The 13,032-nt window shown below is 68.1% G+C and carries 13 protein-coding genes; 6 read left to right on the top strand and 7 right to left on the bottom strand.

Annotated elements, in window-relative coordinates; translation table 11 throughout:
- Positions 1 to 92 precede the first annotated feature (92 nt).
- Genes HMPREF9336_RS06365 through HMPREF9336_RS06345 form a run of 5 tightly spaced genes read left to right on the top strand, consistent with a single transcriptional unit; the run spans position 93 to position 5,051 of the window.
- Complete coding sequence (locus HMPREF9336_RS06365) at positions 93 to 1,760, top strand: thiamine pyrophosphate-binding protein (RefSeq protein WP_021030216.1); 1,668 nt, start codon at positions 93 to 95, stop codon at positions 1,758 to 1,760.
- The gene (locus HMPREF9336_RS06360; RefSeq protein ID WP_021030215.1) at positions 1,757 to 2,449 is read left to right on the top strand and encodes an SRPBCC family protein; all 693 of its coding nucleotides are present in this window, start codon (positions 1,757 to 1,759) and stop codon (positions 2,447 to 2,449) included. Before HMPREF9336_RS06365 ends, HMPREF9336_RS06360 begins: the two co-directional genes overlap by 4 nt.
- Positions 2,446 to 3,462 carry a 3-oxoacyl-ACP synthase III family protein gene (locus HMPREF9336_RS06355; RefSeq protein WP_021030214.1) on the top strand — a complete coding sequence of 339 codons (1,017 nt, stop codon included), beginning with the start codon at positions 2,446 to 2,448 and terminating at the stop codon, positions 3,460 to 3,462. The genes HMPREF9336_RS06360 and HMPREF9336_RS06355 overlap by 4 nt, the downstream gene beginning before the upstream one ends.
- 13 nt (positions 3,463 to 3,475) lie before the next feature.
- Complete coding sequence (locus HMPREF9336_RS06350) at positions 3,476 to 4,489, top strand: pyridoxal phosphate-dependent aminotransferase (RefSeq protein ID WP_040584665.1); 1,014 nt, start codon at positions 3,476 to 3,478, stop codon at positions 4,487 to 4,489.
- A gap of 37 nt (positions 4,490 to 4,526) precedes the next feature.
- Positions 4,527 to 5,051, top strand: coding sequence for a MarR family winged helix-turn-helix transcriptional regulator (locus HMPREF9336_RS06345; RefSeq protein ID WP_007472586.1), 525 nt, complete (start codon positions 4,527 to 4,529; stop codon positions 5,049 to 5,051).
- Here HMPREF9336_RS06345 and HMPREF9336_RS06340 read toward each other — a convergent pair.
- Positions 4,979 to 6,028: a hypothetical protein gene (locus tag HMPREF9336_RS06340; RefSeq protein WP_021030213.1), complete on the bottom strand. Its 1,050-nt coding sequence runs from the start codon at positions 6,026 to 6,028 to the stop codon at positions 4,979 to 4,981. The two genes, HMPREF9336_RS06345 and HMPREF9336_RS06340, sit on opposite strands and share 73 nt — an antisense overlap.
- A gap of 182 nt (positions 6,029 to 6,210) precedes the next feature.
- Between HMPREF9336_RS06340 and HMPREF9336_RS06335 the strand changes: the two genes are divergently transcribed.
- Positions 6,211 to 6,408: a tautomerase family protein gene (locus tag HMPREF9336_RS06335; protein WP_007470138.1), complete on the top strand. Its 198-nt coding sequence runs from the start codon at positions 6,211 to 6,213 to the stop codon at positions 6,406 to 6,408.
- On the opposite strand, the gene HMPREF9336_RS06330 is transcribed toward HMPREF9336_RS06335, so the two are convergent.
- From HMPREF9336_RS06330 to HMPREF9336_RS06305, 6 genes are all read right to left on the bottom strand, one after another.
- Positions 6,405 to 7,034, bottom strand: coding sequence for a dTMP kinase (locus tag HMPREF9336_RS06330; RefSeq protein WP_007470136.1), 630 nt, complete (start codon positions 7,032 to 7,034; stop codon positions 6,405 to 6,407). The genes HMPREF9336_RS06335 and HMPREF9336_RS06330 overlap by 4 nt on opposite strands.
- A 166-nt stretch (positions 7,035 to 7,200) precedes the next feature.
- A complete protein-coding gene (gene ahcY / locus HMPREF9336_RS06325) occupies positions 7,201 to 8,673 on the bottom strand; it encodes an adenosylhomocysteinase (RefSeq protein ID WP_007470134.1) in 1,473 nt (490 codons plus the stop codon).
- A gap of 175 nt (positions 8,674 to 8,848) precedes the next feature.
- The gene (locus tag HMPREF9336_RS06320) at positions 8,849 to 9,409 is read right to left on the bottom strand and encodes a hypothetical protein (protein ID WP_007470131.1); all 561 of its coding nucleotides are present in this window, start codon (positions 9,407 to 9,409) and stop codon (positions 8,849 to 8,851) included.
- 46 nt (positions 9,410 to 9,455) lie between these two features.
- Entirely contained in the window at positions 9,456 to 10,985 is a 1,530-nt protein-coding gene (locus HMPREF9336_RS06315; protein WP_156920304.1) for a phospholipase D-like domain-containing protein, read from the bottom strand.
- Between the two features lie 17 nt (positions 10,986 to 11,002).
- A complete protein-coding gene (locus HMPREF9336_RS06310; protein ID WP_007470127.1) occupies positions 11,003 to 12,553 on the bottom strand; it encodes a phospholipase D-like domain-containing protein in 1,551 nt (516 codons plus the stop codon).
- Positions 12,553 to 12,888, bottom strand: coding sequence for a type VII secretion target (locus tag HMPREF9336_RS06305; protein WP_007470125.1), 336 nt, complete (start codon positions 12,886 to 12,888; stop codon positions 12,553 to 12,555). Before HMPREF9336_RS06305 ends, HMPREF9336_RS06310 begins: the two co-directional genes overlap by 1 nt.
- Between the last annotated feature and the right edge of the window lie 144 nt (positions 12,889 to 13,032).

Below are 13,032 nucleotides of genomic sequence, written 5' to 3'. Positions count from 1 at the left end.
GTCGAGCCAGATACATCGCTCGCAATTGAACTTGTTTCGCTTCGATTACCAGATCCTCACACCATCCCGCCGATCCCCCGGGAAGGGGCGACATGGCCACCGGCAGCAGGGCGACGAGCGTCGCGGATCACCTGGTCGCACGTATCGCCGACGAAGGAGTCGACACTGTTTTCGGCGTCGACGGCGCGAACATCGAAGACGTCTACGACGCCATCGACCGGTTCGGGCCCAAATTGCGCGGGATCGTGGCGAAGCACGAGTTCGGGGCCGCCACCATGGCCGACGGCTACGCGCGGACCGCCAACCGGCTCGGCGTCGTCGTCGCGACGTCCGGCGGCGGGGCGCTCAACCTCGTCGCCGCGCTCGGCGAGGCGTTCGACTCCGAAGTGCCCGTGCTCGCCCTCGTCGGCCAACCGCCCGTCGCCCTCGAAGGCCGGGGAGCTTTCCAAGACACGAGCGGCGAGGCCGGAACGATCGACGCGGTCGGCCTGTTCTCCCATGTCGCGAGGTTCTGCGCGAAAGCGACCGCCGCGAACGAGGTCCCGGCGCTTCTCGAACGAGCCATCGCCGCCGCCTGGGACGGCGGGCCCGCCGTGCTCCTCCTGCCCAAGGACGTCCAGCAGGCGGCTCTGTCCGCGACGGACCTGGCCGCCGGACCCCGTCCCCTCGGCTCCGCTACACCCCTGCGGCCCGCGCAGGCCGCCCAGCTGGAGCAGGCCGAGCGCATGCTCGCCGAAGCCGGCCGCGTCGTGGTCATCGCGGGCCCCGAGGTCGCCAGAGCCGACGCGAGGTCCGAGCTCGAAGCATTCGCGGCCGGCCTCGCCTCTCCCGTGCTCGTCGCCCCGGACGCGAAAGACGTCTTCCGCAACAGCCATCCGCTCTTCGCCGGAGTCTGCGGGATCATGGGGCATCGCGGCGGCGCGCAAGCCGTCGCCGACGCTTCGGTGTGCGTCCTTGCGGGCACGCGGTTGCCGCTCGTCGCGCGCGGCGGATTGGAGGAGGCGCTGGCCCGCCCCCGGCTGCTGCATCTCGGCGCGCGCCCTCCGCTCGTCGACGTCGAGCTCAGCGTGGGCGCTCCCCTCAAAACGGCCCTCGCCGCGCTCGCCGGCTCCCGTCCCGACCCCGAGCGCCCCGTCGTCCTGCCTTCGGTTCAACCGCTGAGCGTGCCCGTCAAAAGCGGCCCCGGAGTCTCGTACCGCGAAGCCGTCGCCGCCCTCGCCGAGCGGCTCCCGCCAGGGACGGACGTGTTCGCCGACGCGGGCAACACGGGAGCCTCCGTGGTCCACCACCTGCCGGTCCCGGACGGCGGCAGGTTCGTCGTCGCGCTCGGCATGGGCGGGATGGGCTACGCGTTCGGCGCGGGGATCGGCGGCTCGCTCGCCAGGGGCAGGCGGACATTCGTCGTCGCAGGCGACGGCGCTTTCTTCATGCACGGCTTCGAGGTCCACACCGCCGTCGAGCAACAGGCCCCGGTGACGTTCGTCGTCTTCAACAACAACGCGCACGCCATGTGCGTGACTCGCGAGCAGCTGTACTACTCCGGCGAGTACAGCTTCAACAGGTTCTCCGAGGCCAGGATCGGAGAAGCCGTCCGCGCGCTGCTCCCCTGGCTGCCGTCCCGAGCCGCCCGCACCCTCGCCGAGTTCGAGGCGGCGCTCGACGACACCGCCTCGGAGCCGGGGCCCGTGTTCATCGCCGTCGAATGCGATCCCGACGAAATCCCGCCGTTCATCCCGTTCCTGAAGGAGTTGACCGCATGACAACCACAGCCAATGCCCCCACCAGCGCCGTCCCCAAGGACGAAATCCCCCCGCTCGAGGTCCCCGGGGTCTACCGCGTCGAGAACATCAGCGTCAAAGAAGGGATGCCCCTCGTCTTGGAGATGACGCGCTCGGTGTACCCGCACGAACAGGTCTACGGCCAGTACTGCAGCATCCAGGACTTCATCGACGCGCCGCCAGACGAGGTCTACGAATACCTGGCCGACACGCGCAGCCTCGAGGAGTGGACCTACAGCATGCGCGGATTCCGAGAGACCGACACCCCCGGCCTGTGGGTCTCCGACGACCGCATCGGCAAGCACACCAAGATCTACACCCGCACGGCGGCGAACCCCCAGGCCCGGACCGTGGACTACCACTGCGCCTGGGACCAAGGCGAGCATCTGTGGATGATCTACCTCATGCGCGTCGTCGACGCGCAGCTGGTGCTCGACAAGCCGGGCTCGGTGGTGCTCTGGACCAACTGCCGCCACCCCTTCTACGACAAGAACCCTTATCCGCAGACCGCCCCGGAGGGCAGGCCCGTGTGGGTCGGCGACTTCTGGGACCTGTTCTACGCGGGGCATCTCCTCGAACTGCGCAATTTGAAGGCCATCTGCGAGCACCGCCATTCGCGCGGGCAGTCGATCACACCGGATTGGATGCACCAGGATTGGAGAAAAGCATGACCACGCTCAGCCTTCTCGACGTCGCCAGCTATCTGCCCGAGAACCGGGTCAGCGCCGACTGGTACGCCGAAGTCGCAGAGTCGGACGAACTCAGCGAGAACGTCATGTTCAAAGCGCCGAAGTTCCGCCACCACATCGCCGAGGACGAGACCGCCGTGGACATGGTCGAGCGGGCCGCGGCGGGGATCCTCGAGCGGCACGGCCCCGCGGCGGTCGCCGGGGCAGATGTGCTCATCATGCACACCCAACTGCCGGACTTGCCGTTCGTCGGTTGCGGCGGCGAAGTGGCCAAACGGCTCGGCATGAAGCCGAAATGGATCCTCGACGTGCACAACGGCGGCTGCGCGGCGTTCCCCCACATGATCAGCCTCGCCCAGAAAATCCTCGCCGGGGCGGAGCCGGGGACCAAAGCCGTGATCGCGGCGGCGCAGAACGCGGCGGGCCAGATCTTCACCCAGCCGCACGTGCGCACGCTCGCCCAGGCCGCCATCCCCGGCGACGGGGCGGGCTGCGGCCTCTTGGAAGTCTCGGACGCGTCCCCGATCCTCGGAGTCGAATGCCGCAATTACAGCGAGTACGCGGGCGACATGGTCTACAAGGTCGACCCGCCGCGCAAGTACTGGCAAGCAGGGCCGGGCGAAGGCCACGTCGGGTTCACCGAGAGCAAGATCATCAAAGTGCTCGCCCGAGGCAACCGGCAAGTGCCCGAGGTGGCGCACGCAGTCTGCGCGCAGATCGGGATCGCCTCGAAAGACCTCGACCTGCTCGTCACCAACCAGCCCAACCGATTGTTCCTGCGGAACTGGCGCGAGGCGCTCGAACTCCCAGAGGAGCGCCACCCCGACACCTTCGACGAGTGCGGCAACCTCTTCGCCGCCGGCATCCCGGTCACCTTCGACCACGCCATCGCCGAAGGCAAGGTCAAGCGGGGCGACGTGGTCATGCTGGCCGCCTTCGCCCACGCGGGCGACTTCGCGGGCGCGGCGGCCGTGCGCTGGGGGGGACGATCATGATCGTCCCCCCAGCCTGGCCGAGGTCCAACCGGAGCTCTCACGGCCGGTCCGGTTCCTCCTCTCGCTGAACGAGAACCCCTTCGGCCCGCTGCCCTCGGTGCGCCGCGCCTTGGCGGCCGCGGCGCACAGGGCCAACCGCTACCCGGAGTTCTTTCCCCGGCGGCTGCCCCGGTTGATCGCCGAGCACGTCGGCGTCGGGCATCGGCAGGTCTCGGTCGGAACGGGCATCACCGGCGTGCTGATGCACATCTTGCAAGAGTTCGTCGCCCCTGGCGAGCGCGTGGTGATGGCGACTCCCACGTTCGACGGCTATCCGATCCTGGTCGGGATGGTCCAGGGCGACCGGGTGCAAGTCCCCCTCGCCCCGGACGGGAGCCAGGACCTCGAACGGATGGTCCGGGCCGTCGACCGGACGACCCGGCTCGTCGCGTTGTGCAGCCCGCACAATCCGACGGGATCGCGGATCACCAGGGCCGAACTCGACTGGTTCCTCAGCCGCGTCCGCCCGGACGTCCCTGTCCTCCTCGACCAGGCGTACGTCGAGTTCGACGTGGGCGGCGAACTGGCCGAGATCGGCCCGATCGTCGCCCAGCATCCGAATGTGATCGTGCTGCGGACGTTCTCCAAAGCGTTCGGGCTGGCCGCGCTGCGGGTGGGCTACGCGGTCAGCTCGACCGAGATAGCCGCCAGGATCCAACGCTGGCAGGTCCCGTTCGAGACCAACGCCTTCGCCGAAATCGGAGCCGAAGCCTGCTACAACGCCGAGCACGAGCTGATGCGCCGGGTGGAGCGGATCTGCGCCGAGCGCGACCACCTCTCCCGACGGTTGCGGCGGCTGGGGCTCGACGTGCCCGAAAGCTTCGCCAACTGCGTCTTCGTCGCCCACCGCGACCAGATCGACGCCGAGATCCTCCAGCGCGGTTTCGAGAAGGAGGGCGTACTCGTGAAAGCCTATCCGGGGGGCACCCGGATCACCGTCAGCGACCGAGAGGCTTCCGACACGATCGTCTCAGTGTTCGCGGCGTGATGCGGCGCACATTTCCCGCCCACTGTATCATCTTGTAATGCAACGAGGCGCATATGCCGTCGCCGGGCCAGCCGCGCAGCCCGGCCGCATCGAAGCGCTCCGAATCGGGGCGCAGCTCTGTTTCGCCCTCTATTCGACCACCCGGTCGATGACCGCCTCGTACCGCCCCTACCTCGAGGAAATGGGGCTCACCTACCCGCAATACCTCGTCCTTTTGGTGTTATGGGAGCACGACGAGCTGACCGTGAAAGAGCTCGGCCAGACGATGCGTCTGGACTACGGCACCGTGTCGCCCCTCACGCAGCGGCTCGAGGCCTCCGGACTCGTCGAACGGCGGCAGAGCGCGCACGACGGCAGGGTGACCGTGCTCCGGGCGACCGAGGCGAGCCTGGCGCTGCAGCCGAAGGCCCTCGCGATGATCGAAAGCATCCTCGCCGGGCTCGGCTACGAGATCGACGAGATCATTTCGCTGCGCAACCAGCTCAAGGACTACCGGTCCCGGCTGGACAAAGTCGCCGGGCGCGAGGACTCTGCCCCCGACTCTGCCCCCGTTGAACGCTGACGGCTGTCGCTGATCCGGCACACCGACCAGGCCGCGCCGAGGAAACCCGCCGCCGCGAGCAGCAACCGGACCTCCACATAGCGCGCGGGGGCGCACAGGCACACGAAGCCAACGACGAAGCCCGCGCCCGCCGCGACGAGGTGCGCCGCGCGGTACGCCTCGGCCCGCCAGACCGAGGCCGCCACCACGCCGAGACCCAGAGCGGCGGCGAGCGCGCCGTGTCCGACGACGAAGCCGTAGCGGATCGGAAGCGCCGGGACGAAGAACAGCACGAGGAATTCGCCGAACGCCGCGACCAGCGCGCCCACAGCCGGTCCTGGCCTGGCCGATCCGCGCGCCGCCCACGCCCGCGCGAAACCGAGCACGACGGCCAATGCCCCGACCGCCGGCGCGGCGGCGCGCGCGTGGCCGAGGTTGTACAGCAGGACCACGTCGTAGACGACGAGCACCAGACCGCCGAGCGCGGCGGCGGAGAGCGCGAACGAGCCGAACGACCCGGCCCCGCGCCTGCCGTCTGGACGCAACGCGCCGAGCAACGCCGGGGCGATGAGACCGGAGACGATCCGGACGGCGACGTCCTGCGCCGTGTACGGCGTCGGCAGCCACATCTCGACGAGGCAGAACGTCGCCGTCCACGCTGCGCTCGCCAGCCAGCGCGACCGCAGCGCCCGACCGAACACGTCCGCGCCGAACCAGCGGCAGACCACGAGGTACGCGAGCATCGTGAACGGCAGCTCGATCCCCGCCTGGACCCGCAACGCGGCGAGGGCGAGCAGCGGCGAGCGCGGAACGAGCCGGTCGAGCCAGGCGGGCGGCGCGACGAGGTCGAACCAGCCCGGCGGCAACGCGCTGGCGAGCGCGGCGACACGCTGGGGCTCCCGCGCGGCGTAGACGCTGAAGAACATCTGGTTGACGAGCCCGGCGAGGACGGCGACGAGCAGCCAGAAACCCGGATGGCGGAGCAGGCGCGCGGCCATCGTCCTCCACTTCCTCGGTTCACGGCAGTCTACCCGGCCAGCGCCAGGCGGCAACGGCCTTCGGCGACCGCGCTCTGACAGATTCCGATCAGCGCGACCCCAGGGGAAGAGGTCTGGCCGTCGCATGGTTGTCTACTGGTGGCGAGCACCATCGCCTCGACCCCCGATCCGAAAGGACAGCCATGCCCCTCCTCGACGTCAGTCTGAAAGCCGGCCGGAGCCCCGAGCAGCTGCGAGAGCTTATCGCCGAGCTCACCGCGACCGTCCAGCGCGTGCTGGGCGCTCCCCCGGAGGCTGTTTCAGTGATCCTCCGCGAGGTGGCTCCGACGCATTGGGCGAACGCGAACACCACACTCGCCGAACGCGACGCTCAGTCCTAGAGCAGCTCCGCCGCGAGACCGGCCGGGTCGGCTTCCGGGGCGATCAGCCGCCATGGACCCGCCCAGCCGGTCTCGGCGAGCCCTGCGTACACCGCGCCGACCCGCTCCTGCAACGGCGCGTCCCGTTCGTAGGCGTCGCGTTCTCGTCCCGGATCCGAGGCCGCCCGCCAGCGCGCCCGTTCCGCCGCGAGACCTGGCGGCGTGGCCAGCAGCAGCTGATGATCCGGCTTCGGCAGGCCGAGCCTGCCGAACTCGAACGCCAGCACCCAGGCGGCGAACGGGCCCGTCGCGTCCTCGCCAAGCCGGGCCGCCCCGTACGCCGCGTTGCTCGCGACGTACCGGTCGCAGAGCACCACGTCATGCGCGCCGAGGAGCGCCTCAAGCTCGCCTTTCGCCTCATACCGGTCGAGAGCGAAGAGCAAGGCCATGCCGAGCGGGTCCGCCGCGATCCGCCCGTCGAAATCCCCGCGCAGCGATTCCGCGGCGACATCCGCGTGGACGGACTGCCCGTACCGGGGGAAAGCCATCTTCGCCACCCGCAAGCCGCGCCCGCGCCACGTCTCGGACAAAGCGCTTGTGAGCGTGTTCTTCCCGGCCCCGTCGAGGCCTTCCACCGTGATCAGCACGGAACCACCTTACCGAGCAGAGCGCCGCGCGGACCCTTTTTCGGGGAGCCCCGCGTGGATGAGACCCAAGGCCGCAGGCGACGACGTGTACAGGAAAGAGCGAGGCACGAGCCCAGTACACGAGGAGCCGAGAACGCAGGGAATCACCGCGCGGACCCCGAAAACGTCAGTAGCGGTAGTGCTCTGGCTTATACGGCCCTTCCACGTCTACGCCGATGTACTCCGCCTGCTCCTTGGTGAGCTTGGTGAGCGTGCCACCGAGGGCCTCGACGTGGATCTTGGCGACCTTCTCGTCCAAGTGCTTCGGGAGCCGGTAGACCTCGTTGGCGTACTCGTTCGGTTTGGTCCACAGCTCGATCTGGGCGATCACCTGGTTCGAGAAGCTGTTGCTCATCACGAAGGAGGGGTGGCCGGTGGCGTTGCCGAGGTTCAGGAGCCTGCCCTCGGAGAGCACGATGATCGACTTCCCGTTCCCGAAGAAGAACTGGTCCACCTGCGGCTTGATGTTCAGGCGGGTGACGTCGGGGGCGTGGGTGAGCCCGTGCATGTCGATCTCGTTGTCGAAGTGCCCGATGTTGCCGAGGATGGCCTGGTCTTTCATCATCCGCATGTGCTCGAGGGTGATGATGCCGACGTTGCCCGTCGTGGTGATGACGATATCGGCCTCGCCGATGGCCTCCTCGACCGTCTTCACGTCGAAGCCGTCCATGAGCGCCTGCAGGGCGTTGATCGGGTCGATCTCGGTGACCGTGACGCGCGCGCCTTGGCCCGCGAGGGACTGCACCGAGCCCTTGCCGACGTCGCCGTAACCGCACACCAGCGCTTTCTTGCCGCCGATGAGCACGTCCACGCCCCGGTTGATCCCGTCAATGAGGGAGTGCCGACAGCCGTACTTGTTGTCGAACTTGCTCTTGGTGACCGAGTCGTTGACGTTGATCGCGGGGAACGGCAGCTCCTTGGCAGCGGAGAACTGGTACAGACGGTGCACGCCGGTGGTGGTCTCCTCCGTCACCCCGCGCACCGAGGCTGCGATGTTCGTCCACTTCTGCGGATCGGTCGCGAGCCAGCCCCGGAAGAGCTTGAGCAGCTCCTTGTACTCGTCCGAGTCGCCCTCCTCCTCGGGAGGCACCACGCCCGCCTTCTCGAACTGCGCGCCGCGCAGCACCACGGTCGTGGCGTCCCCGCCGTCGTCGAGGATCATGTTCGCGGGCTCGCCCGACCAGCTCAACGCCCGGTCCAGCGCCCACCAGTACTCGTCGAGGGTCTCGCCCTTCCACGCGAAGACCGGCACGCCCTTTGGCTCGTCGACCGTGCCGTGCGGGCCGACCACCACGGCGGCGGCGGCGTGGTCCTGGGTGGAGAAGATGTTGCACGAGGCCCAGCGGACCTCGGCCCCGAGGGCGACAAGCGTCTCGATCAGCACGGCGGTCTGAATGGTCATGTGCAAAGAGCCGGTGATCCGCGCGCCCTTGAGCGGGAAGACCCCGTCGTACTCCCGGCGCAGAGCCATGAGCCCAGGCATCTCGTGCTCGGCGAGCTGGATCTCCTTGCGGCCGAAATCCGCGAGCGTGAGATCGGCGACTTTGTAATCAAGATCGCCCGCGAAGTCCGCGACGAGCCCGTTGTAGCGCGTGGTCATAAAGTTCCAGCCTTTCACCTGAGTGATCGCTCTCATATAGCGAGAGATAGTTAGCTCATGTCAATGGTAGCTTGCCGAGTCTTCGCCGGCCCCACGGGTCGGCTTGCTCCTATTATCCGGAAAACCGGATGGGACGCCCCCCTCGCGAAAGGGCGTCCCCGTCTGAGCCCCGGACTTACGAACAAGCGGGGCGGAGCGCCTTATACGCTTCGTTGAAGAGCGCCACCTCGGCGTTGATCTGCTCAGAGCCCTTCTGTTCCCGGATCGCAGAGGCCAGCGCCGCCATCGCGTCCCGCAGGGCGAGGACCGCGAGACGCGCCGCCTCGGACAAGCCGTCGGAGAAGCCAGAAAGGAAATCGTTGAGCGCGTTGACCGCGTCCCCCGCCGCCTGCTCGGCTTCGTGCGCCGTGCCTTCGATCTGCGGGTCGTCGTGATCGCCGCCGGCCACCTCGAAAGCCCCGAGGAACGCGGACACCGCGTCCATGCTCTGCTGCAGCTCGTCGGTGTACCAGCCGCAGAAATCGCCGAGCTGCTCTTTATCCCCCGCAGCCGCAGGAACGCCTTTGAACGTGCCCGCGGCCGTTGTCGGCGAGGCGGAGGCCGACGACTCGGCCGAAGCCCCGTGGCGGCCCGACACGCCTGGGCCTTCCCCGCCGCCGTGCGGAGCGCACCCCGCGAGGAGCGCGACCGCCGCAGCGAAGCACACCAGGCGCTCGGCGCGGAGAACGGGGGGCATGGCCCTCATTCTTTCAGGTCAAAGCTGTGAGCTCGCTGTGCGCCGCTCAGCGCTTGCTGTCCGAGGCGGCCGGACGGTACTCGTATCCGCCGACGAAATCCGACGCGTTCGTGGTCTCGAGGCCCGCGACGACGTCGAGGTCGTCGGTGGCGACCGCGAGCTCGCGGTTGTTGAGCATGGAGTTGTCCGAGAGGTTGATCGACCCGACGAGGGCCGAGGTGTTGTCCGCGACGATGTTCTTCGCGTGGATGTACATGTCGGCGTTGCGCCCGTACAAATGCACATCGACGCCCGCCGCCGCGAGCTGGTCCCAATACTTGTAGTAGCTCGGGTTGTTCACCATGGTGACCTGCACGTCCACCCCGCGCTGCGCGGCGGCGACGAGGTGGTCGGTGATGTCCTGGCTCGCCACATACTGCTGGTCCAGGCTCAACGTGTGCTTCGCGCCGTCGATGAGGGCGAAGATCTTGCCCTGCGCGTTGGTCGGGCTCCACACCAGGTTGTCCCCGGTCGGCGGGGTGTAGCCGTCCGTCTTCGTGCCGCCGGTCCCGACGAAGTCGTGGTTGAAGACGTCCTGGATCGCCGCGACGTCGCGTTTGTTCGTGTCGAGGACGACGAAGTCGCGGGCCGTGTCGTAATACTCCGGGTCGAAATTGCCGGTCATGACGGCCGAGGTCTCGCCGTCCACGGTGACCGTCTTCTGATGCGTGAACCGGAAGTCGTCGGTGGAGCTCCACACGGCTTGGACCCCGTGCGAGTTGAGGTAGTCGAAAACCGGCTGGTCCTTCTTCTGCTGTCCGCCCTTGTCGAGGACGACTCGGACCTTCACGCCTCGGGCCGCCGCGTCGACCAGCGCGTCGCGGATCGCAGGGTCCGTGAACCCGTACATGGTGACGTCGACGCTCTTCTGCGCGCCGTCGATGAGCTTGAGGACCTGCTGCCAGTTCGAGTCGTGGTTCACCCCGTCCGGCTGGTGCGGCCCCTCGACGTAGAGGACGAGGTCGTCGCCGCTCCCTTCGGCCGCGAGCTGGCTCGCGGCTGCGCCGAGCTGGCGCACGGCGGCGAGGTTCCCCGCCGCCCGCAGACCGGCCACCGCCCGCGACTCGGCCTCCTTCGCCTGCGCCAACACAGCGGACACCTCGGCAGGCAACTCCACCCGCACCTGCTCATAACGGGCACGGTCCGCAGGCGAAAGACTCCCCACCAAACCCGCGAGCGCATACGAATCCCGAATCGAACCATCCGCCCCGACGCTGAACCCAGCCGATTGCGCCATCGCCTCGACCTCGACCGCCCTCGCCCGCAACCTCCCCATCGCCTCCGCGAAATCCCCCACCTTGGCATCCGCCTGCTCCGTCGCGCTACGCGCCTCAGCCAGATAACCCAACGGCTCCACGAACGAGCCCGAAGCCGCCTCCTTGCCAGGCCCCTGCCAACCAGGCAACTGCCGAGCCGCCACCAGCTTGCCCCCGAAACCGGAAAGCCCTGCGCTGCGATCCGCGAAAGCGCTCTGAATGCGCTCCGCGACCGAGGGGTCGAAGTTCTTCACCGCGCCCCACAGACCGTTGTCCCCCATCATTGTCCCTTCTGGTTTTAGCTCCCCGAGCCGCCCGACGGGGCGGACGGCTTGTACGTGTAGCCACGGGAGAAGTCGTTGTTCGTGGTGGAGTCGATGCCGGAGACGACGTCCACGTCGTCGGTGATGACGCCGAGCTCGCGGTTGTTGGTCATCGAGTTCTCCGAGAAGTTGATCGATCCGACATAGGCGTTCGTCCCGTCCGCGACGATGTCCTTCGCGTGGATGTAGGTGTCCCCGCTCCGGGCGAACAGATGCACGTCGACCCCGGCCGCGGTCAGCTTGTCCAGCTCGTCGTAGTAGCTCGGGTTGTTCGTCATGGTGACCTGGACGGCCACCCCGCGCTGCGCCGCCTGGACCAGGTGGTCCACGATGTCCGGGCTCGCCATCTCCTCGTTCTCGATGTGGAGGGTGTGCTTCGCGCCGTCGATGAGCGCGAGCGTGTTGCTCTTCGCCGTGGTCGGGCTCCAGGTGAGGTTGTCCCCGGTCGGCGGGGCGAACTTTTTGTCGCCGGTGCCTGCGAAGTCGTGGTTGAACGTCTCTTGGATGGCCGCGACGTCGTTCTTGTTCCGGTCGAAGACGACGAAGTCTCGGGTCGTCTTGTAGTCCCGCTCGACGGCATTGCCGCTCATGATCGCGGCGGTGTCCCCGTCCACGGTGACCGTCTTCTGGTGGTAGTAGGCCAGTTTGTTCGCCGTGTCCGGGTCGGCCGAGGTGTTCGCGCTGTCCCAGACGACGTGGACGCCGTTCTGCGTCAGGTAGTCGTACGCCGCCTGGTTCTTCTTCGTCTCGCCCCTGGTGTCCAGGACCACCCGCACGTTCACCCCGCGCTGGGCCGCGTGGACCAGCGCGTCTTCCATATTCTGATCGTCCAAGTGGTACATCGTCATGTCGATCGACTTCTGCGCGCCGTCGATGAGGTCGACGACCTTTTGGAAGTTCGAGTCGTGGTTCACCCCGTCCGGCTGGTGCGGCCCCTCGACGTAGAGGACGAGGTCGTCGCCGCTCCCTTCGGCCGCGAGCTGGCTCGCGGCTGCGCCGAGCTGGCGCACGGCGGCGAGGTTCCCCGCCGCCCGCAGACCGGCCACCGCCCGCGACTCGGCCTCCTTCGCCTGCGCCAACACAGCGGACACCTCAGCAGGCAACTCCACCCGCACCTGCTCATAACGGGCACGGTCCGCAGGCGAAAGACTCCCCACCAAACCCGCGAGCGCATACGAATCCCGAATCGAACCATCCGCCCCGACGCTGAACCCAGCCGATTGCGCCATCGCCTCGACCTCGACCGCCCTCGCCCGCAACCTCCCCATCGCCTCCGCGAAATCCCCCACCTTGGCATCCGCCTGCTCCGTCGCGCTACGCGCCTCAGCCAGATAACCCAACGGCTCCACGAACGAGCCCGAAGCCGCCTCCTTGCCAGGCCCCTGCCAACCAGGCAACTGCCGAGCCGCCCCCAGCTTCGCCTGAAAAGAACTCAGACCGGCGGCACGGTCCGCCAACGCTTGCCGGATCCCCTGCGCGGCCGAGGGGTCGAAACCTCTCACCGCGCCCCAAACCCCGTCGGCCATTACGAAGCCTGCTTGGTCTCGATGTCCAGGGCGAGCGCGTCCGCGTTGCCCGTGTCCGCCGCGTGGTAAAGGTCCGCCGAGGCCCCGAGCCGCTCCGCCGTCCCGACCAGGCGGTCTTTCAGCGCCCCGTCCGCCGCGCTCCACGCGGTCGCCATCTCCTGCCCCGCCGCGCCCACCTCGGCGAACAGCTCGCCGAGGGATGCGAACCCCGAGGCGATCGGGCCTGACGAGATCTGCTCGAGCGCCGACATTGCCTCGTGCGTGTCGGCGTGCAAAGACGCCGAGCTTGCGCGCAGCTGTTCGAGGTTGACCGCGAGCTTGCTGTCGTCTCCCATGATGCGTTCTCCGTTCACTCGGCCATCGCAAGGAAAACCCCGTCGGCTCCTTGCTTGTTGGCCGCCCGCCTCTCTATCCAACAGCATGGCGTCGCCGAGCTGTCTGCGACACACAGGCTGTCAGGCACAGATGAACAAACCGTT

The organism is Segniliparus rugosus ATCC BAA-974, assembly GCF_000185725.2.
GTDB lineage: Bacteria > Actinomycetota > Actinomycetes > Mycobacteriales > Mycobacteriaceae > Segniliparus > Segniliparus rugosus.
This window is presented reverse-complemented; position numbering and strand designations above follow the sequence as displayed.